Source organism: Streptomyces sp. NPDC015345 (genome assembly GCF_043078805.1).
Taxonomy (GTDB): domain Bacteria; phylum Actinomycetota; class Actinomycetes; order Streptomycetales; family Streptomycetaceae; genus Streptomyces.
Genome location: NZ_JBIBTX010000006.1, coordinates 576,493 through 599,016, shown reverse-complemented (window position 1 = coordinate 599,016; position 22,524 = coordinate 576,493). Strand labels below are relative to the sequence as shown.

Below are 22,524 nucleotides of genomic sequence, written 5' to 3'. Positions count from 1 at the left end.
ACCTCGGAGACAGCGGCCGCCGCCGGAAACGTTGCGGCGTATCGCGGCCCACAACCAGGACGCCTACCGGGACGGCACATGGGGCCCGTGCTGAAGCCGCAGCCCGGGCCGGAGAGTCTCGCTGCACACTGCTCCGGCAACTCCGCTACGAGGGCTGCTGCTGACGCAACGTCAGAATGCCAGCCGGGCAGGGGGCTTCGGCCAAGACTCGGCCTGAGCCGTCCAAGGACGCCGTCGGCCTTCCGCAGCCCACAACCGGCCTGCGTGCATGCAGGCGCGGGGCCGGCAGGGCCGGCCGGCACCCGTTCGCGGTCTGCTTCGGTGGAACTACGAGATGTGCGTAGGTGTGTACCAACCACCGGTAGCCGTCCATCGCCGCGAGGAAGTCGACCGACGACAGGTCCGCGTGCACGCCGAGGTCGGCCACCGTCGTGAGGTGGGCATCGCGCAGTCGGTCGTACCAGGCGTCCAGGTGGCGGCGGCCGTTGTCGTGGCGGACGTACGCCTCGATCGGCGCGACGTCGTAACCGAGCTCCACTGCGTACGCGAGTACGCGAGGGTCGGCGTGGCGTACCAGGGCCGGCCCTTCCGGGCGCTCGCCCTTCGGCGGGAACGGACTGGTCAGCAGCCCGGCGTCCAGCTGCGCCCATTTGTCCTTGGCGACCTTCACGCGGGACAGGTCGACGTGGCTCAGGTCGACCAGCCAGGAACAGGGCGCGTTCGGTTCGAAGACGGGGTTCTTGACGTGCGTCGGCGCCCAAGGCCGGTGCGCAGTCCACCGGATCCTTGCCCAGAGAGCCGGGGTTGCGCTCGGAGAGCCGCTTGCCCGGTGCGTCCGGTTCGAAGGCACGGGTCGGCGGGTGCAGCGCGGTCATCAGCTCCAGGCCGGTCACGGCGGTTCGATCCGCGCGGCGTCATCACGCGGGCCGCATTCGTGCGCGGCAGGCGGCAACTGCCCTGTGTCGGACCGGTGCCGGGTGTCGAGCGCGCCCCACGACGGAATGCACAACTGCACGCAGGAGCGCTCCGAGCGCCCGCCCCTGGAGAGCCCCCTTCCACCTGCCGGTACGCCGAGGCGCCACCGCCACCGCCACCGCTCGCTTCACCGGCACCAGCGTCGACCACCTGCGTGGCTGCCCATGGGCGGCAGCGCACTGACGCCCTGAACCGATGCCGCCCCTCCGCTGGAGGCCCCCGGCAACACCACGGTCCGGGTGCCGAGCTCTCCGTAGAGGTAGCGCAGGAAGCTCTCCTGGGCTTCGCCCAGCTCTTTCGGCGGTCACGCGGACTGTCGAGTTCGCGAGGAGGTCGGACGATCACTCCGCGACGTCGATGTGGACGTTCTCCGCAGGCTGCTCGGCCTTGTCCTCCTTGGGCAGGCCAAGTTCACCGCACTGATTGGCCGGAGCGCTCAACAGAACGGCCAGCACGTTGCCTGCTGCGGCTCCTGGGGAGAGCTCGCTCGGCTGAGTGCTGCGTACCGAGCCGCTGTTGGCGCAGTGGTTGTCATGGGCGCTGTTTCCGGCGCCGATGACACTGGTCGCGCCCGCACTCACGGCCGACACGGCCAGCAGGTTTCCGGTAACCGCGGCAATGGTCACGGCACGCTTCACCGTACTCAACATGAATCGTTCTTCGCGTTGTCGCATGTCCGATCAACCGGCCAACCGCCGCCCCTGTCTATGGGAGGGCTGATCGCCGCGGCGGGCGCGGGTCCCCGCATAGTCCGTCGGGAGCGGACCAGTCAGCCGACGTGGTCTTTCACCTCCTTATAGACGCCCGGATCGGCGTGTAGGCGGGTGTGGGACAGGCAGGCGGTCTTGTGGTTGGTCGCACCGGACAGGGCGGTGCTGGCCGAGGCGACGACCTGGTCGCAGGGTGAGGACCAGGTGGCGTAGCGGACAGCGCCAGGTGTCTCGTCGCCCGCGTTGAGGGCCTTGAGGAACACGGAGTTCGGGCGCATCTCGACGCAGGAGGGGTCACCGCACCAGCGAGCGAGGTCTGTGCCGTGGTTGGGGCCGGCCAGGGACACGAACGCGTCGACCCTGGCGAGGCCACCGTGGTTCTTCAGGTAATGGCGGGAGGACAGGGCGCCCATCGAGTGCGTGACCAGGTCGACCTTCCTGGCACCCGTCGCCTTCAGCACCCGGTCGATCTTCCGGGCCAGCTGGCGGGCGGTGGTGGCGTTGGACTGGGCCGGATTGTAGCTCCACTGGTGCAGGCGGCCGACAGGCCAGCCATCGGAGCGGAAGCGGCCAGCCATGTCCTTCCACGTGGAGCCGTCGGAGGCGAAGCCGTGGACGAACACGACTGGATCGGGTCGTGGGGCTGCGGTCTTCGCGACGGCGGGGACGGGAAGGAGCGGCACCGCGGCCACGAGGAACACGGAGGCGATGCGCAGCGGGCTGTTGATCATGGGTACGGTTGTAGCGCCCCGGCGTGCTCCCCGGCAGGAGCCCTGACCTCAACTCACCCGCACGGGGGAGAATTTCACGCGAAACGTCACGCCGCCCGCCCACCGTGTACAGCCCAAGGAGCGTGCGCCGGACGCCAGGCGAGGTACGGCAACCGCCCTTCCCGCAACGGACGGTCACACCCAGGGTCGTCGCCTCTTCGACATCGCCCGTCAGGCGGCGGCCGTCGAAGACCGACACCGAGCGGGCGAAGGCGCGGCCGTCCAAGGCTACGAAGGCCGCGGGGCCGTGTACTTCCCATCACTCTTGATCTAGCGGCGGGACCACAGCAGCCAGCCCGGGGGACGTGGCGCGCTGAGCCGGACTGTGTCGCCCACCTTGGTGCTGCCGGCACACGTACCGATGGTGGCGTGGGCGTTGTGGACCGCGATCAGCTCTCCTACGTACTCGGCGTTCGCCCGTCCTGCCGCCGCATCCCCGGTGAGCAGTGCGGACCATAATCCGTGAGCCGTCGGTCGTCATCTCGTCAGGGCGGCGACCCAGCCTGCCGCGATCAGCAGGATGAGGAACGGTGTGGGTCCGTCAGATGGCCCTCAAGGACCAGCGGCTGCTGGAGAGACTCGAAGCCGCCGCCGTCACATGCATCGCCGACCGCATCCCGGGCCGTCGAGCACCATAATAGTTCAGGGTTTCCTGAATTCAGTATTCTGTGTATCGTCGGAGGGTGCTGACCATCGCCCCGGAGATCGAGGTGCTCGCGCGCTTCGGCCGTGCTCTCGCCGACCCCATCCGCTGCCAGCTGCTGCTGGCCCTGCGGGATGCCCCCGCCTATCCGTCCGACCTTGCCGACAAGATCGGCGTCTCGCGGACCCGGCTGTCAAACCACCTGGCCTGCCTACGTGACTGCGGTCTGGTCGTCGCCGTCCCCGACGGTCGCCGGACCCGCTACGAGCTTGCCGACCCCCGGCTCGGTCACGCGCTGGGCGACCTTCGCACCGCGGTTGTCGCCGTGGAGACCGACCGGACCTGCGTCGACGCCGAGACGAAGGGCTGCTGCTGATGACCGCGACATCCCTCGAACCGCCCCCGGCACGCCGCGTTGTCCTGACGAAGCGAATACGGCTGCTGGTCGCCGCGACGATCACCTACAACGTGATCGAGGCAATCGTCGCCATCACGGCCGGCACCCTCGCGTCCTCCACCGCGCTGGTCGGCTTCGGCCTCGACTCCGTCATCGAGGTCTCCTCCGCCACCGCGGTCGCCTGGCAGTTCTCCGCACCCGACCACGAGGCCCGCCAAGCACGCGAGAAGCACACCCTACGAATCATCGCCCTCTCCTTCTTCGCCCTCGCGGTCTACGTCGCCATCGACGCCATCCGGGTCCTGACCGGCACCGGCGAAGTCGAACACTCCACGCCCGGCATCGTCATCGCCGCACTCTCACTGGCGATCATGCCGTTCCTGTCCGCCGCCCAGCGCAAGGCCGGACGCGAACTCGGCTCTGCCACCGCCGTCGCCGACTCCAAGCAGACCCTGCTCTGCACCTACCTCTCCGCCGTCCTCCTGGCCGGACTCATCGCCAATAGCCTGCTGGGTTGGTCCTGGGCCGACCCGATCGCCGCCTTCGTCATCGCCGCCGTCGCCGTCAAGGAAGGCCGCGAAGCCTGGCGTGGAAACACCTGCTGCGGCCCCATGCCCACCGTCAGCACGAAAGCCGCTGCCGAGACCGACACCTGCGGCTGCGAGCCCGGCTGTGCCTGCTGCACCTGACCTCTACGGATATCGGTCGTGGGGGCCGGGGAGGATGGCCGTTGTTTCCTTCGCTGTGGCGCTGGTCGCGTCTTGGCTGCTGTGCACATACGTCGAGCGGCCCTGAATACGCAGCGGCTGCGGATAGCGGGGGCACGGAGCGCGTCCGGCATCTGATCCGGGGCAGCGGAACACGTACGTCATCCGGGGCAGCGGCGCAAAGCTCCAGTGCCTGCTTCTCTCCCTGACGCACCAGTTCACCGCGTCTGCCCGGAGGTCAGCGAGAGACCACCCGTTGACTGGATCACCTCTTTGTCCCAGCGCCTCGCACGAGGCCCGACCAAGGGGGAGCCTCGGTGCTTCGCGCACCCGGCCGCCGGCTCACACGTCGATGCGGTGGTGCCGGTTCCGGGTGTGCCGGGCAGGGTCTGGGTGTTCTCCGGCAGCAAGTACATGGTCGTCGAGGTGGGCGCGGACCCGGCGTCGGCGCGGCGGGTGAGCGGGCCCGCCCCGATCGGGCAGGAGGGGAGGAGTCCGCGGCCCTTGAGGCCACGTCGCGGTCCTCGGGGTCGACCGTGTACGGGACAGGGTGCGGCCGATCAACAGCCGGCCCCGGACTCTGGAGCGTCCCCTCGCTTCCGTGGCCGATCGCGGCGCGGGGCGCGCGGACCGCGCGGCTTCGATACGGGCTTGCGTACGGTCGCCGTATGGCGCGATGACCGGGTCGTAGTAGGTGTAGGCCCGCATGATGTGGACCAGCTCCTTGCGGATGTCCGGTTCGGCCTGGCGCGGCGCCCAGGGTGCCTCCGCCGGTGCGGTCGAGGATACGGACAGCCGCTGGTCGCTTGTCCTGCCCGGCACCGCGCCACGCCTGCGTGATCCGCGGAATCGACGCAAGGGCTGATCACCGGCCCCGGTCGCGCGTCACGGCGGTCAGGTCGAAGGAGCGGCCACTGTTCGGCCACTGGGTCCGCAGTCCCGTGCCGCGCACTCGCGCGCGATGCTCTCATGGTCGAGACCCGCTTCGAGTTCACCCGACTCGGCACCGTCCCGCAGACGGTCAGCGAGTTCACGCATCCCCTCCTCCTGCCAGTGGCTGAAGAAGTCGTGGGCGGGGTGGTCAGGGGTTGTGGCCTCGGAGCCGGACACGCGCAGCCACTGCTCGTCGAGCCGCTCGTGCCCGTACGCACCACGGCGAGCAGCAGTTGCTGCTCGCCGTGGAAGTGGTGGCGGGTCTTGACCACGAGAACTTCGCGCGGGAGTGCGCGGCCCTTGACGCGGGACTACGGACTCTCACAGGTCCAGGACGAGACGCGGGCAGGCGGCGCGCGAGACGCAGATGAACATCGTGTCGTGACAGGCCTGTTCGGCCGGCGAGAGCAGTGAGTCGCGGTGGTCCACCGCGCCGTCCAGGACTGTGGTCTCGCAGGTGCCGCAGGTGCCCTCCCGGCACGAGGACAGTACCTGCACGCCCGCCTCCTCGACGCTCTGGAGGATGGTCTTGTCCGGTGGGACGGTCACTGTGATGCCGCTGCGGGAGAGTGCCACCTCGAAGGAGCCCGAAGGAGCGTCGCGCTCCCCCGCCCTCGGCGTGAACCGCTCCACGCGGAGCGTGCCCTTGGGCCAGGAGACACACCGCCGCTCCACCGCGTCCAGCAGCGGCCCGGGACCACAGCAGTAGACGAGGGTTCCTGGGGCGGGGCTGTCGAGCAGCGCTGCCAGGTCGAGGAGGCCGCTCTCGTTCTCGGGGCACAGTTCCACGCGGTGGGGGTGGTTCTTGACGAGCTGCCTGGTGAAGGCCATTGAGGCGCGGCTGCGTCCGCCGTAGACCAGCCGCCAGTCGGCGCCCCGCTGCTCGGCGGCGGCGATCATCGGCAGGACCGGGGTGATGCCGATGCCGCCGGCGATGAACAGATAGCGGGGTGAGTCGACCAGCGGAAACTGGTTGCGGGGGCCGTACACCCTGACCGTGTCGCCCTCTGCCAGCGTCTCGTGCACATAGCGCGAGCCGCCCCGGCTCTGCGGCTCGCGCAGCACGGCCACTTGAAGGAGCGAGGCGTCCCTCGGGTCGCCGCACAGCGAGTACTGCCGGACCAGGCCGGGGCCCAGTACCAGGTCGATGTGGGCGCCCGGGCTCCAGGCGGGCAACCGCCCGCCGGAGGGGTGGGTCAGGCTGAGCCCGACGACGCCCTCGGCGAGCGTCTCCTTGCGCACCAGGGTCAGGTCGAGTTCGACCGCGGTGTGTCGCAGGCTTGTGATGGTCATGGTGCTTCTCTTTCCGGGCCGGAGGCGTCTTCGGGCGAGGGCCACGGGGCGGAGCTGGGGGCGGATGCGGGAGCGGGCTCCGGGACGGGGCGGGGATGGTGGCCCTCGGGGTGGCCCAGCAGCCGGACCCACAGTGCCACCGGGTCCTCGAACTCCCGCTGCGCGTCGCAGTGACAGACGGCCAGCAGCCGGTCGGTTCCCTGCATCCAGTGGATGCGGTGGACGTTCTCACCGGGGAGGACGGGCGAGTGGAGCGGGGTCATCGAACCATCGCCCGGGCCTGCGTCGCGTCCCTCTCCTGGGCCATACGGGCGAGGATGCGGCGGGCGGCGAGGCCGCCGGTGTCGATGTTGATGCTCAGCTCCTGGTAACCGGGCGGCTCGGTGTCCAGGGACTTCTGCAGCACGTTGAGGGCCACGACGTCCTGCATGACCACCGTGTGGTTGCTGTGCCGCAAGTAGTCGGTGACGTCCTGATCGTCGAGGGCGAAGTCGCGGGCCACACCCCAGAAGTCGTACGTCGTCTTCTCCGTCGACGGCGTGATGCCGTAGACGACTTCCACGTGGAAGGCATGGGGGTCGCTGCCGTCCGGATGCGGGCCCGGCGCGCCGACGGGAGCGACGCGCGAGTGGAGCACGTAGAGACAGGGCGCGTGGTACTCGATGTCCTGCCGGCGGGTGATCCGGCCCTCGATGCCCGTCGACCGCGCGTAGAACGGAGGACACTCGGCGTCGTCCATGTGGCGGCTCACGCGGACGATGCCGACGGCGTCGTCGACCTCGGTGGTGATGGGCGTCTCGGCCACCTCGGGAGTGCCTATGTAGCCGCCGTGCAAGTAAGTCTCGTGGGACAGGTCCATGAGGTTGTCGACGAGCAGACCGTAGTCGCCGTCGATCGGCTCCATGCCCGACACGACGGTGTAGTCGGGCGAGTCCATCCACGGGGCGCGGGGCGGCAGAGTGTCACCGGGCTCGCGGTCGCCGATCCACACCCATACGAAGGAGTCCTGCTCGACCACCGGGTACGTCTTCAGGCGCGCCGTGCGCGGGACGCGCCGCTGACCGGGCACGGAGACGCAGCCGCCATCGGTGCCGTAGGTGAAACCGTGGTATCCGCACACCACGCGGTCGCCGTCCAGCCGGCTCGGCGCCTGCGACAGCGGGAAGCGCCGGTGCACACAGCGCTCCGCCATTGCCACCGCCCGGCCGTCCTCCGTGCGGTACAGCAGGATCGGCTCGCTCAGTACGGTGCGTCCGAGCAACTCACGCCCGACCTCGCGGCCGTAGGCGGCGACGTACCACTGATCGCGTACGAAAGCAGTCATGACAGTTCCCTTCGGAGTGGTCCGGGCGTCGACGGGGTGCGGACCATCGTGGGCCGGGCGCCCGCGGGCCACCAGGTGCGTTTCCGGATGCCGGGAAACTTCTGCGAACTCCCGGGCGGACTGCACTGAGGAACGGGGGGCACGGCCCTCGGAGCCGGCGCGGTTCAGAGCCGCGGAGCCGGTGGTGTGGTCATGGCGCGGGAGATCGCCCGAGCGCTCATGCAGACGAGCCGGGCCAGCGCGTGCGCGGAGGTGCTGCCGTGGCGTACCACCAGCGAGACCGCGGCGACCACCGCGCCGCCGCTGTCGTGCACCGGGGCTGCGACCGACAGGGCGTCCATTGTGACCTGGCGGTCACTGACGGCATAGCCATGGGCACGGGCGTCGGCCAGCATGCGCCGCAGCTCCCGCGGGTCGGTGACCGTGCTGGGTGTGAAGCGCTCGAAGGGGCCGGCGAGCGCCTGCTCCTGCACCTCATCGGGAGCGTGCGCGAGCAGCACCAGCCCGACACCGGTGGCCGTGAGGGCGAAACGCGCGCCCACGCGCGTCAGCACGGGCACCGCGCCGGACCCCGCGATGCGCTCGACGAAGACGACCTCTACGCCCTCGCGCACCGCGAGCTGGACGTTCTCACGGGTGATCTGGGACAGGTCCTCCAGGAACGGCAGGGCCCGCTCGCGCAGGCCCTGGCCGCGTGGCGCGAGAGAGGCCACTTCCCACAGTCGCAGGCCGACGCGGTAACACCCCTTGTCACCGCGCTCCAGCGCTCCCCAGGCGATCAGCTCACCGAGCATCCGGTGCACCGTCGACACCGGCAGCCCGGAACGCCGGGACAGCTCGCTCAGCGTCAACTCCGGGCAGTTCGCGCTGAAGGCACCGAGGATTCGCAGTGCGCGGCCCAGCACGGGCCCGGAACGCCGGGTTTCACGTACGAGCGAGTCATCCAAGGGGCCCTCACCGCTTCCCGACCGTGCGACTCGGCCGAAGCCGTGGCGGTCAGTGTGCAAGAAGGCCGCGGCCCCGTCGAGAGGTCGACACGTGGGTACCGTGACCCAGATGCTCTGTCCACCGTCCGCATGTCCTACCTCACGGAGAGCGGCTCGGGCGCTCCGCGGCCGGTCGGATCCCGTCATGCCTGCTTCCGCTCGCCTCGGCCGGCGGTGGGGCCGCTTGCGCCATCAGGTCGGGTGCGACGAGCCGTCGGCCGCCCGGAACGGGCAGGTCGGGCTCATGGTCCGGGGGGAGCGCCGCTTGCTCGGCGTCGTCTAGGCCACGGAGTGCCCCGGAGGCGAGACTCTTCGAGTCACCAGCTCGACGCGGGCCGATCCTCTTTTCGGCGTCGGGGAACCGGACCGCTCAGCCTTGTGCGTAACGGAGAATTCGGTTCCCACGCCGTCCTCGGTGAATCCATGAGAGCGTTGATCACAGGTGCCATTCGCAGATATTCCGCCACGCGTCCGCGTTCATTAGCCCCATGCGTACGTGGTGGTCTTGCTGTAGGCCGCCGTCGTCGCGGTGCGGCTGTCGTTGTCGTAGGTATAGGCGCTGGTGTTGCCGTCGGAGTGCTTGCGGCTGAGCAACTGCCCGGCCACGTCGTAGGCCGTGGTGCGGCCCAGTGGATCGCGGGGGCTGGAACACTGGCCTTCCCCGCGATCGTGTTGTCGCCTCCCGCGCCACAGCGGTCACCCGAAGAGCGGGAACCGATCAGCGTCGGCGCCAAACCAGTGTCTTTCCGCGGCAGTCAGCGGCAACCGGCCGGTTGCGACCAGCGCGTAGTGCTCATCGCTCCAGTTCTCGGGTGCCGGGCGCCCGAGAAGGCCGTCGATTGTCCCCCGTACACACGCCAGCCCGGCGGCTCCCGGCCGAGGCGCAGTCGCTGGAAGATGAGCGACGAGGTCGAGGTGATGAATCGTGGCCTCGACAGCAAGGGTCGCCATCAGATCATCGGCGGCAAGTACATGCCCCTGTGTGCTGATGAGCTGCCGGGTATCGCTGCGTTCGGCCGCGATGACGACTGCCGCCGTGGTCGCCAGATACAGCTCGCGCAGTTGCCCGAACTCCGGGAACATGCTGGCGGCCACCCGGGCATGCCGCTGCTCACTCGCCGCACGTGCCGTACCTGACTGCCAGGTCGCCCAGTACGTGATGGCATCGCGGTCCGCAGGCCCGTCAGCCGGCGTGTGCAGAGCCACCAGCCCTCTCTGGGCGTCGCCCAAGCAGTGGAAGACGAGATCCCGTACGGCCCACCCCACGCATCCGGTCGGCAGCCAGGACTCCTCCTCACCGAGCGATGCCACCACGTGCGCGAAGGCCTCGTACGCGCTCTTCAGAGCACTGAACGCCTGAGGCTGCGTCTCCCCTATTCGCCCTATCCGCATTGCTCCCGCTTCCTCGATCTGCCTGGTCCAGCTCCCTCGTACCCGGGACGACGGGGAGGTTGCCTCCCGCTCAGCAGCAGTCGTGCGTGCCACTCGGTGAGGGGCGCATCGGATGCCACTGGTGGAGCGGCGTTGGACGGAGGGACGTTGGACGGAGGGTTGCTTGCCGCGACCGCGCACGAAGTGCACCAGGAAGAAGATCTTTATGGCAACTACCGTGCCGTGAACATCACTTGGCCCCAGCCAAGGAAGTCAGGGCCGCCGCCACCAGGAGCAGCCAGCTCTGCCATCGACATGCCTTCCTTCCTCTTGCCGGGGGCGGCGACCTGCTCTGCTGGGCAAGTACCCTGAGCACACGATGTCTTGCACCTGGCTGTGATCAAGCGGGGGGTTCATGAGCAGCGACGACCGGAATGACGTCCCGGATGTGCCGGACCCCTCGGACGACAGCCAGGATGCCGCGGCCCCTGCTGAAGTGGTGTCGGACGTGGTGCTCGTCGTAGCAAGCATGGCGGCCACGCCGTTCTTGCAGGCCATCTCCACGTACTTCGGCAACGCCCTTGCGACGGGGATGAGCACGGGAACCCGCGAGATCCTGCGCCGGTTCATCGGGCGCCAGGCCCGGGCGAGCCTGGACGAGCCCGCCGACGACGTCCACGCCATCCATCTGCGCACGGAGGATGGCTGGCAGATCGAGATGAAAGTGGACATCGCGCCCGAAGCCCTGGCCCAGCTGCCCGCGCTCTGTGACGCCGATGCGCCAGTCAGCGAAGCCGACCGACGCCCTGGCACGGCAGCGACAATCCACTGGGAGCACGGGGGCCACTGGACGGCGACGACAGTGCGCAGGAACGGGCATCTGGTCAGATTCGCGTGGCACGCCGAGGCTGAGGAGTGGCGTGAACGCCCTGGCCGGCGCCCCATTCTCGTGACCTAGGATTCATCGGCGCACCGGGCACCTGTGGGGCGCCTTGCGGAGAACGGACACGTCCTCATCGGTCGCTTCGGGCGGGTCTAGGTCCAGCCCAGTGTCTGCTTGATCATCCTGAAGGCGGGCTCAAGATCGGACCCGCGGAGGAAGCGCCTGCCACCGCAGGTCGACGTCGGCGCCTGTCATGCCTGTCTTGGCCGACGCAGGCCAGACCGACAGCGGGTCGCCCCCGCCGAGCAGACGGTCGACCTCCCGTCTCCACTCCGCGGCCACCGAAGCATCCGCCGACAGAGCGTGAACTGCCTCCTCCAGAGTCATCGGGAGCGCGGCAGCGGAACCAGTCGAAGTCCCGGTAGCCGGCTGGCGAGTAGCCCGTGACCATGGCCGGCCAGTACCGTCGGACCCCTTGCGGCTGGCAGTGACCCCGCAGGTGCACCCCGTAGGACGGCCGACGCCGACACCTCTCGCATTCGAAGGAACAGCGCGGCGCCGCCAGACGGGTTACGCCAAGCGAAGCAGGGCCATCGCCCATCCGCCCCGGTAGCGGAAGCCGCTGTCGCGGTAACGCAGCGATGAGGGAAGCAAGGGTGGCATGTCGGTGTGGCGCGCGGATTCTGCGCGGGCTGTCCGGAGGCGTATCACGTGTCGTTGCCCGCAACCTTCAGTGCCGGGGTCCGAGGGCTGCGCTACCAGATGCCGGACCTGATCCGTGCGGATTCGCACCGGCCTGGGACGAGATCGCCCTCGGGTTGGGATGGACGGATGTCGAGCCGTGGGAGGCAGAGTGGCGCCTGCGCCCGCGACTATTACGAAGCGACCGCCCCGCACTCTGAGGAGGGCGGCCACATCAACTACACGGCTACTAACGCCGCCCTGGCCAGCGAGCGCTTCAGGCACCGGTGCGGTTGTGCATCGGTGCGGTTGTCTGCGGCCAGCGCTGCGTCGGCGCTGGGGTGTCCCGACCGTGCCTGATCGGGGCCGCCCCGCTGCCGGGCGGCTTCGGGAGCTTCCAGGTGAGGGCTTCCGGAGTGAGGGGGCGACAGCTCGGCCCGCCGCCGATCGTGATCGTGGGACACCGACTCAGGCCGGGACTCAGCCAGGGCGAGTGCCGCGCCGGAACCGCCGATGAGCAGCGGGGTGGTGGCCGACGCGCCGTCCTCCTACCAGCCGCGGATCTGGGGCTCGGTGAAGACCAGCGTTCCCACGGTGGCCTTGCCCGCGTATGAGACGTGGCTGTCACCCTCGCGTACGGCCGCCAGGTGCCAGCCGCCGCCCTGGGTGGGGGGTGTCGCGCACATCGCCTGCCTTGGCGGGAGATGCCGATGCGGGAGTGTGTCCACTTGGACGAGCCGTTGCTGACGTAGTCGTTGTATTTCCACCACGTGTACATGGCGGTGTCCGGCCATGGGTCGGCGACGGCGATGGTGGTGTTCGACGTGTCGAAGCCGTAGACGAGGTTCATGTGGCCGCCACCGGGACGTCCGGCCGATGCGGGCGGCGACCGGTCGGGCTGCCTTGACGTCGGTGTACACCTGGTTGAACGTCGCCGCGCTGTTCAGACCCGAGCCGGTGCGGGCCATGCCGAGACTGCTCCGGCGCCTGGCCATGTCGTCGAGTGTGGCGGGCTCTGGTTGTTGCAGCCGTAAGAAGGCTGGGCCCGGTTGCAGAAGTCCGTCTGGGTGGTGGACCCGTGTCCATGGAACTTGGCGATCGTCAGCCCGGAGGCGACCCAGCACCACTGGGTTTTCTCTGCGACACGACTTGTGCAACCTCGCTCAGACACTCGCGACAGTCCGACCACACTGCCGTGCACCGGCGCTACCAGGAGGAGGGACATGGTGCTGGTGACCACGGCGGGAAGGAGCCCGCTCTCGATCGGCTCCTGCGGCAGGGACAGCCCGCACCTGAGGGCGCTCTCCGCCGTCATCGTGAACAAGGCGCTGAGCCTGGCCGTGGTCCTGGTCGCCCTTGCCCGTCGGCTGGCCGCCGTACCGGCAGCCGGCGAACCCGAGGAGAGGCCGATGAGCAGTGGTAGGCGGAACCCGGCACCGCCCAGCCCGATCATCCCGCCCAGTACGCGATGGCTGCTCCAGCCCCGAACACCACAGGTGCCGAGTGCGCGGGCCGGACGGGACGAAGGGGCCGGCCCGTGCTCATGACGGGCATCCTTTGTCTGGGCGCTGTCGAAACATGTGAACACCCCGCTCGCAGGTCCAGCAGCACGGTGCCGCCGGCCTCACCTGGTCACAGGGCTGACGAAGTTGCCCGGGTGTGTGGCTGCTTCCTGGCGCAGGACCGGGCCCCAGCGCCACTTCAGGTCCTTCGAGGCCTTGCCGTTGGGGGGAGTGATCGCGGCGACCCCCGGAACGATGACATTGTCCTCACTCTCCTTCGCCGAGAGGAAGGTGAGAGTGAACCGGGCGGAGGCACCTGCGGCGAGGGTAACCGGCTTGGACCGGACGGACGTCTGTTCGCGGAAGGTTTCGGTCTGCACTCCGGCTGTCTCCGTACCCATCTTCAGAGTCACCTCTGGGTAGCCGTGGACCGTGCACGCACGGGAGCCGGTGTTCTTCAGTGCCACCACGGCGGTCACCTGCTCATCCGGAACGCCTCCGGGCTTGGCGGAGCCACCCGACGCCCAAGATGGCGTCAGGGCGCCCGCCTGGCACGGAGCCGCCTGCCCGGTAGCTGGACTCGCCGCGAGGGCGGGGGTCATGGTCGCGGCCATCAAACCGGCGACGAGAAGGGCGGCCCTGCGGGGGGACTGTCGTGCCATGGTCCACCTCCGGATGTGAGGATCTCGGATGGCGTGCCGTCGACAAGCCGCTGTTCAACGGGCTGCTGTGCGTGCCGGCACATGCCGACGTCACCACGCACGAGTATCTCCGATCGCCTTGATCCGCACATCTGCACGAGGCTGCGCGCCGAGCATTGCCACCAATTGCCGCGCAGGGCTGGTGGTCGAGCCTTGCCCCACCCCGCATCTGAGCGGGTAGGCCGAAAGTCTTCAAGGCTCAAAACCCAGCTGGGAACCCGAAGACTGGTCACATCCCCCATTCGGCCTAACCGCCGCGCCGTAACCCCTCCATGCACGGAGAGTGGGAAGAGGGCGGCCAAGGGAGGTTCGCTATGCGCAAGCAAGACCTGTACGCCGTGGAGCTGGACGGGGCAGAGTGGCACAAGAGCAGTTTCAGTTTGGCCAATGGTGACTGCGTGGAAATGGCTTCGCTTCCTCACGGGGCCGTAGCCGTGCGCGACTCCAAGGACCCTGCCCGTGGTGATCTGCGCTTCACCAAGGAAGAATGGGCAGCTTTCCGTGCGGGAGCACAGGCCGGTGAGTTCGGCTGACCCCCTGAAAACACAGCGTGGCGTCCGACAGGGCGTCCTGTGGGACATCAGTGCGTCAAGCGTTTCTTTCATTGAAGGCGGCGATGGCGTCGTCTGCCGGTCCGCCGCGAGCAATCACGCCTGCGATCCGCTCGATCTCGCCGCAGATCCCCTCAGCGTGTTGTTGCTCCACCGGTGGTGGAAGCAGCTCCGAGCGTAGGTCCATGCCCCGCTTTGTGCGGGGCATGGATCTCTCGTGCTTTCGACGGCTTGCAGCAGGCTGTCAGTACCCTGGTCGATGATCGGCAGGACGTCGTGGCGGCCGACAACCCGATCTGTCGGGGGCCGGTCCGCGGGGGTGGGGACGTCGGTGAGCCGTTCCAGGAGCTGGTCGATGGCGAGCTGGCCGTCGTCGACGACCGCGCGTCGGGACTGTTCCCGGGCCCGCCACCTCCGCGCCCGGCAGCTACCCGAACAGAGCACCGCTGCCGCCGACTTCGTCGGGGCCAGTGGCACCCCGCACTCCGGGAAATGCCGCCGGACCGCGCCGCCAGAGGCCACTTACCTCCAGCATCCAACCCGCCGAGTTCGACGAACGGAGGTCCCAAACTTCCCCGATCTCGATGTCAAGCCGGCGTATGATGCTGACGACACGGCCAGGCGTTGGAGACCGCTGATAGGTTCCTCTGGGTGAGCGAGCAACTGCCCAGCGGCGGCATCGAGCTGTCCCCCGACGAGATCGATGGCCTCCACGCCAGGTGGTCATCGTCCTGGACTCCGAACGAGGTCGCGCGGCGGCTGGCCGGGGTTCGCACGCCCTGGTATGTGGCCGCAGGATGGGCTCTGGACCTGTTCCTGGGCAGGCAGACACGCGTTCACGGCGACATCGAGATCGCTGTTCCGGCCGCAAGCTTCCCCGAGGTCCGTCAGCACTTTCCCGGATACGTATTCGACGCGGCAGGCAGCGGCCGGATCTGGGAGAACGCCACACCGGAGGTGCTGGCCGCCGTACATCAGACATGGCTGCGCGATCCGGCCACCGGGAAGTACCTGCTCGACGTGTTCCGGGAGCCACACGAGGGCGACACCTGGATCTACCGACGTGATGAGAAGATTCGGCTTCCCTACAGCGACATCATCCACCACACCCGAGACCGCATCCCGTATCTGGCGCCTGAACTGGTACTGCTGTTCAAGGCCAAGCACGCCCGCCGAAAGGATCAGCGAGACTTCGACGCGATCCTCCCGCACATGACCCGGGCTCAGCGCGAGACCCTGGCCGGGCTACTCGCGCGTGTACACCCGGGGCATCCGTGGCTCGTGGATCTCTAGCCGAACCGCGGGGTGTGGAACACGCGCCGAGTCCCGCTCACACGCAGCACTGCTCCCCGGCTCGATCAGCCGTGGCCATGTGAGGTAGCGGGGACTTGGAACGGCGATGTGTTCCGGATCATGGCCACAGGACGCTGACCCGTCGGCGCGCAAGGGCGAGGGACGGTTTGCCGCGCGTAGAGGGCCGCTTCGAGGTTGGTGGTGTCGTTGCTGGTGAGGGCGAGCAGGGCGTGCGCGCGGTGGACTTTCGCGGCTTCAGAGACCCTCCGCAGCGCCCGACGAGCGTCTACCGGACCTGGCGCCCGCCCCTGCCGACGACGGCACCGAGCGCCCGACGGGTCTGGTCTGGCGACTCCACCCCGGCTACGTGCTGCGTCCGCAGGACCGGGTCGTCATCGCCGCCACCCGCCAGGGCCTTGCCCACCTCCTCGGGCGACAGCTCCGGAACCATTCACGCGGCCCGGAGGCATAGGCGTGACCGTAGCCAGGCGGGGAGAGCGCGGCCGGTCGCGGTGACGTGATCGGTGAGTCGGGGCGCGCGGCTGTCGCGACGTCGCGGGTGGCTCCTGCGATATCCGCATGCGCAGGGCGGCGGTCACTGCCGGCGCAGATAGGCGTGCAGGGCCCGCGGCTGGCCCGCGCGGTTGCGGTGGTCCGAGCATGGGCCGCGCCGGTGGCGCGGACGTCACCCCAGGGAGGTGAGCAGGTCGTTGCATGCCTGCTCGCAGCGGCGGCATGCCTCGGCGCAGACGCGGCAGTGGTCGTGCTGTCCGGCATGCCGTGCGCACTCGTCGCCGCAGACTTTGCAGACGGTGGCACACGCCTGGAGGACAGCTCGGGTGATGTTGGCGTCGTAACCCGTGTGACGGGAGAGCACCGCGGCGGTCGCGGCGCAGACGTCGGCGCAGTCGGCGTCGGTGCGCACACACTTGGTCAGTTCGGCGACCATGTCCTCCGACAGACAGGCATCCGCACACGCGGTGCACGCCTGGGCGCACGCAACGCACTCCTCGATACAACGGGCCAGCTTCGCGCGGTCCACACCGCCCAGGTCGGCGGGGTACGCGTCGAGCATGTCCTTGACCACGGTGGTCATGAATACCTCCTGCACGGTGGACCATCTCGGGAGGGGTGATCCCCCTCTACGCGTAACACCGGAAGGCGTGCAGGAAACCCGCCGTGGAGATGAAGCTCGGGTGGGTGCTCGCCGGGCCGTCGGCGACAGTGACCGGGAAGCAGGGGTCGGGACCGTGGCAGTCGAGCCGGGCAGTGGTGCTCTCGGCGTGCCCGGGCCGCTCGGCCTCGCGGACGGTCCAGCCACCGCGGCCCTGGGTGGTGACGCAGGGCCCGATGCCGGCTTCGAGGAGCCGGAGCCGCCGACGAGCCGGTCGCAGGAGTCGGGGCCGGCCACGCTCTGTTCACCGCGCCGCGCCGGCCACCTGATGAGTCAGCGGGACAAAGGAGTTGTCCCGCGGGGAGTAGATGTCGGTCGCTCCGGTCTCGGAGGAGTGGAACAGCGCCCGCAGGCGGAGGTCCCCGCCTCGCCGGCCGGACTCCAGACCGGGGTAGCCGGCCAGGTTGGCCAGTTGTGTCAGCAGGTGGGCGCGGGCCGCTCGCTCGCATGCCTCGGCGTCGAGTACCGCGCCGATCCGCGCACCGACGGCTTCTCGGCTGGCCGCCCGGGAGTTCCCGACGAAGAGCCACCTCCGCATGCTGGAGGAGACGCTTTTCTGGGCGAGCAGTGCGGCGACCGCGGTGCAGCCGGAGTGCCCCGAGATGACGACGTCGCTGAGGTTCGGGAGGGTGAGCGTGTATTCGATCGTGGCTATGTCTCCCGAGACGATGCGGGGGTTGTAGGGGAGGACGATGTTCCCTATGTTGCGCACCTCGTAGATCTGGTCCGGGTGGGCGACGAACCTCTGCGGCGCCAGTCGGGATTCCGTGCAGGAGATGAACAGGACCTTCGGCAGTTCCTTGCCCAGTCGGTCGCGAGTTCGCGGGCTCTGGCGCGGCAGAGCCGACCGGGATGAACGTGGGGTGTGCGTGTGCATGATGTCGTCCCTCTGTCGCGGCGGTGTACGAACAGAACGCGTCTGATCGTGGCCGTGTCAGAGCAACCACATTTGAAGCTTCGACCTGGTGGTGCTGTCGTGCAGGAGTGTGGGTTGACGTGCCGCGAGGCGCCCCAACGGTGGGGCGCGTGGCGCCTTGCTCGTCTGTGGGTCCAGTGAGGCCAAGGGCGGTGGCTCGGTGGCGCACGGATGTGACATCCGCTGCGTTTGAAGGGCCACCTCACCCTCGCGCTCGCAGACCGCGCCGGGAGCCGAGGGCTCGTCTTGGTGCCTCTCGCTGCCCTCCTGTTTCAGAGCAGGCGCCGCGGCCGACGTGGGTGGCGTCTGGGACTGCGCCAGTGGTGCGGCATGGCCCATCAGCGCGTGCCCGCACATCAACAGGGGCAGCAGCCACCCGACAACAGTTCTCAATAGGCCAGCGTGCTCCATCTGCAGCCTTCCCCCGTCGGCTTCACGTAGCTGCATCGCTCATCAGTCACTCGGATGTTTGAGCGCTCAAATGCTGGTTCTGCTCTCCACGCTAACCGATACCGCTCGGTTCTGGTCATCGTCGTTCGCCGGGGGCCATTTTCCGCCCAACGAGAGTTTGCACAGCGGGAGCGCGCTACCAGTCGTGACGAGCGCGACCAGCACCAATAGGGAGAACGCTTCCTGGCCGATGACGCCTTGTGCAAACCCCACGTTGATGAAAACAAGAATCATGAGCCCCCGGGCGTTCATCAGGGAGCCCATGGCGGACCCTTCGCGCCAGCTGAAGCCCCGCGCCTTCATCACCGCGATGCAGCCCACGTACTTGCCGACGAAGGCGGCCAGGATCAGAGCGAGGAGCGGGACGACCGTGGCGACCTCGGTGAACCCGTCGATCTTGGTGTTGAGGCCGGAGAACGCAAAGAAGATGGGTACGAGCAGAACCTGCACGGTGTCCAGGAGACGCTCGCGCAGGGCGCGTCGGAGCACCGCACCGCGGGGCATGGCCAGACCGACCAGGAACCCGCCGAACACCGCGTAGACACCGATCTGTTCTGTGATCAGGCCCGCGCTGAGCACCATCACCAGTACGGCGCAGAACTGACCGCTGGTCAGCATGCCGCCGCGCTCCACCCGTTCGCCCAGCTTGCCCAGCAGGCGTCGGCCAGCGGTCATGACGACGACGGTGAAAGCCGCGGCGAGCAGCACGGTACGCATGCTCTCGTCGAAACCCCCGCCCTTGTGGAAGGCGATGAGGAAGGCCAGCAGGCACCAGGCGACGGCGTCGTCGACTGCCGCGGCCAAAAGCGCCAGGATCCCCAGGGGAGTTCGCTCCAACCCGTTGTCGAACAGCATGCGAGCGAGCATCGGGAAGGCCGTCACCGAGAGGGCTCCGCCGACGAACAGCGCGAACATCGCCGGGCTGACCTCGTCGAGCGAGAGGCTCTCGTAGAAGAGCAGGCCCACCCCGCACCCCACGACGATCGCGGGCAGGATGCTCGCCACGGCGATGTACACGGCCGTGCCCTGGTAGCCCTTGGGGGCGGTGTGATGGTCCAGGCCCAGGCCCACGAGGAACATGAACAACGTCAGCCCGACCGTGCTGAGCACGTAGAGGACGGGCTTCACCTCCGCGCTGAACAACGAGTTCTGGACATCTGGTGCCACCCGTCCCAGCAGGGTGGGACCGAGCAGGATGCCGGCGACCATCTCGCCGAGGACCCGGGGCTGTCCCAGCATGGCGAACAGCTTTCCGCACAGGGCGGAGAGGACCAGAATGACCAGGAGCGCGGGCAGCACATCGATGACCAACTGTACATTCGCGTCCGCGGCGGCCAGCTGTACGTGTCGCATGGCAGCCCCTAAGCCCGGGTGAGGATGAGAGCGGCGTTCTGGCCGCCGAATCCGAAGGAATTGCTCAGGGCTGCCTCTATCCTCTCCTCGCGTGCGGTGTCTCGTACGACGTCGAGATCGACGGCCGGGTCCGTCTCCCGCAGGCCCGCTGTGGGCGGCACGATCTGGTGCCTGAGCGTGAGGGCGGTGAGCGCGGCCTCCACGGCTCCGGCCGCTCCGAGGGAGTGACCGGTGACCCCTTTCGCCGCGGTGACCAGTGGGTGCCCGCCGATGACGCGCCGCACCATCCGCCCCTCGGCGAGGTCGTTCAGCGGCGTCGACGTTCCGTGGGCGTTGACGTGGTCGACCTCGGTCGGGAACAACTCGGCGTCCCGCAGGGCGGCTTCCACCGCGCGCTGGGCGCCCGCTCCCTGCGGGTCGGGGCGCGTCTCGTGGCCGGCGTCGGCCGACGCTCCGTATCCGCTGACGTACGCGTACACCTGGGCGCCCCGTGCACGCGCGTGGTCGGGGTGTTCGAGAACCAGGATGGCGGCGGCCTCGGCGATGACGAATCCGTCCCGGTCGACGTCGAAGGGGCGCGAGGCCCTGTCGGGGTCGGCGGTGTTGCGGGACAGTGCTCCCGCGCGTGCGAAGGCGGCGACGACCGAGTGCACGAGGCCGGACTCGGCGCCTCCGGTGAACACGATGTCGCAACTGTCGTGACGCAGCAGGTCACGAGCGATTCCGAGCGCGGTGGTCCCGGACGCGCAGGCCGTGCTGGTGACCAGACTGGGTCCGCGGGCGTGCAGGTCGGTGGCCATCTGACCTGCGATCAGGTTGGGCAGGGACATGGGGATGGTCAGCGGCGAGATCCGCTCGGGTCCGAGCTCGCGCAGCCGGTCGTACTCGCGCTGCCAGGTGCCGATGCCGCCCAGCGCGGAGCCGAGCACGGTGCCGACGCGAGTCCCGTCCCACTCCCCCAGGATGAGCCCGGCGTCGGCGACCGCCTCACGGCCCGCGACCAGGGCCATCTGGGTGCAGCGGTCCAGTCGCCAGGCCGCTCGTCGGCCGAGGATCGCGTCCCCGTCGAACGCCGAGGCCTGGCAGGCCAGTTGGACCGGCATCCCGGCCAGTTCCGGGATCACCGCCGTCGTGGGGCGGCCCTCCACGACGGCCTGCCAGGTTCGGGCGGTGTCCTGGCCGGCCGCGGTGATCATGCCGATCCCGGTGATGGCGGCGTGGAAGGGCTCCGTTCGGCGCCCGCTCGGGCCGCCCCGCGACGGCCTGGCAGTCACGCCCGTCACAGCAGGCACGGCAGTCACATCTGCCCCTTCGACAGCTCGGATGTGCGGCGCGTGACTCATACCTGGCCCTGAGCGCCCGAGTGTTCGATCAGCTTGTCCTGGAGGAGCGTGACGACGTCGGCGATCTTCTGCTCGCCGTTGAAGTCATCGTCGGCGATGGGGACCTCCAGCACGCTCTGGAGCACATCGGAGAGTTCCACCAGCGCCAGGGAATCGAGTCCGAGATCTCCGAAGGTCATCTCCGGAGTGACGTCGGTGCCCTCGACACCGAATCGCGTGACGAGCTCGGAGCGCAGCTGGTCCTGGAGCTGCTCGGCGGAGGGGTGCACAAAGGCAGTCACGGTGTTCCCTTCAGTCGTATGACGTGTGAGGTATGGCGTATGGGGCGTATGGCGTGCAACGTGTGGTTGTGGGCGTGAGACATGCCTGGCGCGATGGCGTCAGGCGGGCTGCGGTGTGATGCTCGGCCAGGTGAGCGCGGCCGCGCCCCAGGTGGCTCCCCCGCCGTAGGCGGTCAGGAGCACCCGGTGTCCGGACTTGAGCCGTCCGTCGGCGACCGCGTCGGCCATGGCGAGCGGGATGGATGCCGCGGCCGTGTTCCCGACGCGGTCGAGGTGGAGCGCGCAGCGCTCCATGGGCAGCACCAGACGCTCGGCGACGGCTTGAAGGATGCGCCGATTGGCCTGGTGCGCGACGAGACAGTCGACATCCTCGGGGCGCCAGCCGGCACGCTCGCGCACCTCCGTGGTGGCAGCGGTCATACGGGCGACGGCGTGCCGGAAGACGGACCTCCCCCGCATGGTGAAGTACCGGCCCTCCTGTTCCGGATCGGCCGGGTCGAGGGGTTCCCTGGACCCACCGGCCCGTACGGTGATCAGCTCCCTGAGCGAGCCGTCACTGCCGAGTACCGAGGGCCCCAGTGCGCCGGGCTCGTCCGGGTCGCCGGGGCGCAGGACGACGGCGCCCGCCCCGTCCCCGAAGATGGGCCGGGTGCCGCGGTCGGCCGGCGCCAGGATCGTGGAGAAGGCGTCCGCCCCGATGAGCAGGACCCGTCGCGCGCTGCCGGCCGTGATGAAGCTGCTCGCGGCGGTCAGCCCGTACAGGAAGCCGCTGCACACGGCGGACAGATCCCACGCCGGGGCGTCCACGAGGCCCAGCCGGTGCGCCACGAAGGGCGCGGTGGCGGGACACGGGTGGTCCGGCGTGCTCGTCGCGAGGATCACCAGATCGGCGGGTTCACCGCCGGCGGATTTCAGTGCCCGAGCCCCGGCGTGAACGGCGAGGTCTCCGGTCGATACGCCGGGTCCGACGACTCGGCGTTCTCGGATTCCGGTACGGCTGATTATCCACTCGTCCGTGGTGTCCATGATTTTCGCGAGGTCGTCGTTGGTCACCACCTTTTCCGGCAGATAGGCGCCGAGACCGCAGAGAACAGCACTTTTCCGCATGGCCCATCACCTCCTTCGGCGGAGAAACTAACACGACCTCAAGGCGTTTTCTACAGGCTGTCAGAATTCATTCGACAAGGCTGAAAATGACTACCATTAACGGCGCCTAGATGGGAACGAATGCCATGTCGGCGAGCATTGGTGCAGGTCAAGGCGGTGAGTCAGGTCAATTACGGGCCC

At 68.9% G+C, this 22,524-nt stretch carries 24 protein-coding genes and 3 pseudogenes; 7 read left to right on the top strand and 20 right to left on the bottom strand.

All coding sequences use genetic code 11. The features are described from left to right. Positions 1-301: 301 nt before the first annotated feature. From ACF062_RS26685 to ACF062_RS26675, 3 genes and pseudogenes are all read right to left on the bottom strand, one after another. A pseudogene (locus ACF062_RS26685) lies at positions 302-1,030 on the bottom strand (transcriptional regulator); the annotation flags it as partial. 286 nt (positions 1,031-1,316) lie between these two features. After that, a complete protein-coding gene (locus ACF062_RS26680) occupies positions 1,317-1,601 on the bottom strand; it encodes a hypothetical protein (RefSeq protein WP_392141915.1) in 285 nt (94 codons plus the stop codon). Between the two features lie 143 nt (positions 1,602-1,744). After that, positions 1,745-2,416: an esterase/lipase family protein gene (locus tag ACF062_RS26675; RefSeq protein WP_392141913.1), complete on the bottom strand. Its 672-nt coding sequence runs from the start codon at positions 2,414-2,416 to the stop codon at positions 1,745-1,747. A gap of 722 nt (positions 2,417-3,138) precedes the next feature. Between ACF062_RS26675 and ACF062_RS26670 the strand changes: the two genes are divergently transcribed. Then, positions 3,139-3,474 (top strand): ArsR/SmtB family transcription factor, encoded by a 336-nt coding sequence (locus tag ACF062_RS26670; RefSeq protein ID WP_392141912.1) that lies wholly within the window; start codon positions 3,139-3,141, stop codon positions 3,472-3,474. Continuing rightward, positions 3,474-4,184, top strand: coding sequence for a cation transporter (locus ACF062_RS26665; protein ID WP_392141910.1), 711 nt, complete (start codon positions 3,474-3,476; stop codon positions 4,182-4,184). The genes ACF062_RS26670 and ACF062_RS26665 overlap by 1 nt, the downstream gene beginning before the upstream one ends. Positions 4,185-5,096: 912 nt before the next feature. On the opposite strand, the gene ACF062_RS26660 is transcribed toward ACF062_RS26665, so the two are convergent. The 7 genes from ACF062_RS26660 to ACF062_RS26630 all read right to left on the bottom strand — a co-directional run bounded on the left by ACF062_RS26660 (position 5,097) and on the right by ACF062_RS26630 (position 10,130). Further along, the gene (locus ACF062_RS26660; protein ID WP_392141908.1) at positions 5,097-5,240 is read right to left on the bottom strand and encodes a hypothetical protein; all 144 of its coding nucleotides are present in this window, start codon (positions 5,238-5,240) and stop codon (positions 5,097-5,099) included. A gap of 216 nt (positions 5,241-5,456) precedes the next feature. Then, entirely contained in the window at positions 5,457-6,428 is a 972-nt protein-coding gene (locus ACF062_RS26655) for a PDR/VanB family oxidoreductase (RefSeq protein ID WP_392141906.1), read from the bottom strand. Beyond that, a complete protein-coding gene (locus ACF062_RS26650; RefSeq protein ID WP_392141904.1) occupies positions 6,425-6,691 on the bottom strand; it encodes a hypothetical protein in 267 nt (88 codons plus the stop codon). Before ACF062_RS26650 ends, ACF062_RS26655 begins: the two co-directional genes overlap by 4 nt. Then, on the bottom strand, positions 6,688-7,752 hold the full coding sequence (locus ACF062_RS26645; RefSeq protein WP_392141903.1) for a Rieske 2Fe-2S domain-containing protein: 1,065 nt from the start codon (positions 7,750-7,752) through the stop codon (positions 6,688-6,690). Before ACF062_RS26645 ends, ACF062_RS26650 begins: the two co-directional genes overlap by 4 nt. Positions 7,753-7,916: 164 nt before the next feature. Beyond that, positions 7,917-8,699, bottom strand: coding sequence for an IclR family transcriptional regulator (locus ACF062_RS26640; RefSeq protein ID WP_392141901.1), 783 nt, complete (start codon positions 8,697-8,699; stop codon positions 7,917-7,919). A 519-nt stretch (positions 8,700-9,218) separates the two neighbouring features. Next, complete coding sequence (locus ACF062_RS26635; RefSeq protein WP_392141899.1) at positions 9,219-9,344, bottom strand: hypothetical protein; 126 nt, start codon at positions 9,342-9,344, stop codon at positions 9,219-9,221. A 90-nt stretch (positions 9,345-9,434) separates the two neighbouring features. Beyond that, positions 9,435-10,130, bottom strand: coding sequence for a maleylpyruvate isomerase N-terminal domain-containing protein (locus ACF062_RS26630; RefSeq protein ID WP_392141897.1), 696 nt, complete (start codon positions 10,128-10,130; stop codon positions 9,435-9,437). A gap of 394 nt (positions 10,131-10,524) precedes the next feature. Between ACF062_RS26630 and ACF062_RS26625 the strand changes: the two genes are divergently transcribed. After that, the gene (locus ACF062_RS26625; protein WP_392141895.1) at positions 10,525-11,067 is read left to right on the top strand and encodes a hypothetical protein; all 543 of its coding nucleotides are present in this window, start codon (positions 10,525-10,527) and stop codon (positions 11,065-11,067) included. A gap of 80 nt (positions 11,068-11,147) precedes the next feature. Here ACF062_RS26625 and ACF062_RS26620 read toward each other — a convergent pair. Next, positions 11,148-11,319, bottom strand: a pseudogene (locus tag ACF062_RS26620) (transposase); the annotation flags it as partial. Positions 11,320-12,221: 902 nt separating this feature from the next. Continuing rightward, positions 12,222-12,359: a hypothetical protein gene (locus ACF062_RS26615; RefSeq protein ID WP_392141893.1), complete on the bottom strand. Its 138-nt coding sequence runs from the start codon at positions 12,357-12,359 to the stop codon at positions 12,222-12,224. Between the two features lie 537 nt (positions 12,360-12,896). Between ACF062_RS26615 and ACF062_RS26610 the strand changes: the two genes are divergently transcribed. After that, a complete protein-coding gene (locus tag ACF062_RS26610; RefSeq protein ID WP_392141891.1) occupies positions 12,897-13,220 on the top strand; it encodes a hypothetical protein in 324 nt (107 codons plus the stop codon). A gap of 77 nt (positions 13,221-13,297) precedes the next feature. Here the strand turns inward: ACF062_RS26610 and ACF062_RS26605 are convergent, their stop codons facing one another. Continuing rightward, positions 13,298-13,837 carry a DUF4232 domain-containing protein gene (locus ACF062_RS26605; protein ID WP_392141889.1) on the bottom strand — a complete coding sequence of 180 codons (540 nt, stop codon included), beginning with the start codon at positions 13,835-13,837 and terminating at the stop codon, positions 13,298-13,300. Between the two features lie 353 nt (positions 13,838-14,190). Between ACF062_RS26605 and ACF062_RS26600 the strand changes: the two genes are divergently transcribed. Continuing rightward, entirely contained in the window at positions 14,191-14,409 is a 219-nt protein-coding gene (locus ACF062_RS26600; RefSeq protein WP_392141887.1) for a DUF397 domain-containing protein, read from the top strand. A gap of 55 nt (positions 14,410-14,464) precedes the next feature. Here the strand turns inward: ACF062_RS26600 and ACF062_RS26595 are convergent, their stop codons facing one another. After that, on the bottom strand, positions 14,465-14,614 hold the full coding sequence (locus ACF062_RS26595; protein ID WP_392141885.1) for a hypothetical protein: 150 nt from the start codon (positions 14,612-14,614) through the stop codon (positions 14,465-14,467). 464 nt (positions 14,615-15,078) lie between these two features. Here ACF062_RS26595 and ACF062_RS26590 point away from each other — a divergent pair, with 464 nt between their 5' ends. Then, a complete protein-coding gene (locus tag ACF062_RS26590) occupies positions 15,079-15,720 on the top strand; it encodes a nucleotidyltransferase domain-containing protein (protein ID WP_392141883.1) in 642 nt (213 codons plus the stop codon). A 274-nt stretch (positions 15,721-15,994) separates the two neighbouring features. Next, positions 15,995-16,192 (top strand): annotated as a pseudogene (locus ACF062_RS26585) (hypothetical protein); the annotation flags it as partial. Positions 16,193-16,405: 213 nt separating this feature from the next. On the opposite strand, the gene ACF062_RS26580 reads toward ACF062_RS26585, so the two are convergent. The 6 genes from ACF062_RS26580 to ACF062_RS26555 form a co-directional block, all read right to left on the bottom strand. Continuing rightward, positions 16,406-16,816, bottom strand: coding sequence for a four-helix bundle copper-binding protein (locus ACF062_RS26580; protein WP_392141881.1), 411 nt, complete (start codon positions 16,814-16,816; stop codon positions 16,406-16,408). A gap of 322 nt (positions 16,817-17,138) precedes the next feature. Next, positions 17,139-17,771: a carbonic anhydrase gene (locus tag ACF062_RS26575; protein WP_392141879.1), complete on the bottom strand. Its 633-nt coding sequence runs from the start codon at positions 17,769-17,771 to the stop codon at positions 17,139-17,141. Between the two features lie 516 nt (positions 17,772-18,287). Then, a complete protein-coding gene (locus tag ACF062_RS26570) occupies positions 18,288-19,613 on the bottom strand; it encodes a cation:proton antiporter (RefSeq protein WP_392141877.1) in 1,326 nt (441 codons plus the stop codon). An 8-nt stretch (positions 19,614-19,621) separates the two neighbouring features. Next, a complete protein-coding gene (locus ACF062_RS26565) occupies positions 19,622-20,887 on the bottom strand; it encodes a beta-ketoacyl-[acyl-carrier-protein] synthase family protein (protein WP_392141875.1) in 1,266 nt (421 codons plus the stop codon). 65 nt (positions 20,888-20,952) lie between these two features. Next, complete coding sequence (locus ACF062_RS26560; RefSeq protein ID WP_392141873.1) at positions 20,953-21,237, bottom strand: acyl carrier protein; 285 nt, start codon at positions 21,235-21,237, stop codon at positions 20,953-20,955. 99 nt (positions 21,238-21,336) lie between these two features. After that, positions 21,337-22,344 (bottom strand): beta-ketoacyl-ACP synthase III, encoded by a 1,008-nt coding sequence (locus tag ACF062_RS26555; RefSeq protein ID WP_392141871.1) that lies wholly within the window; start codon positions 22,342-22,344, stop codon positions 21,337-21,339. Positions 22,345-22,524 lie beyond the last annotated feature (180 nt).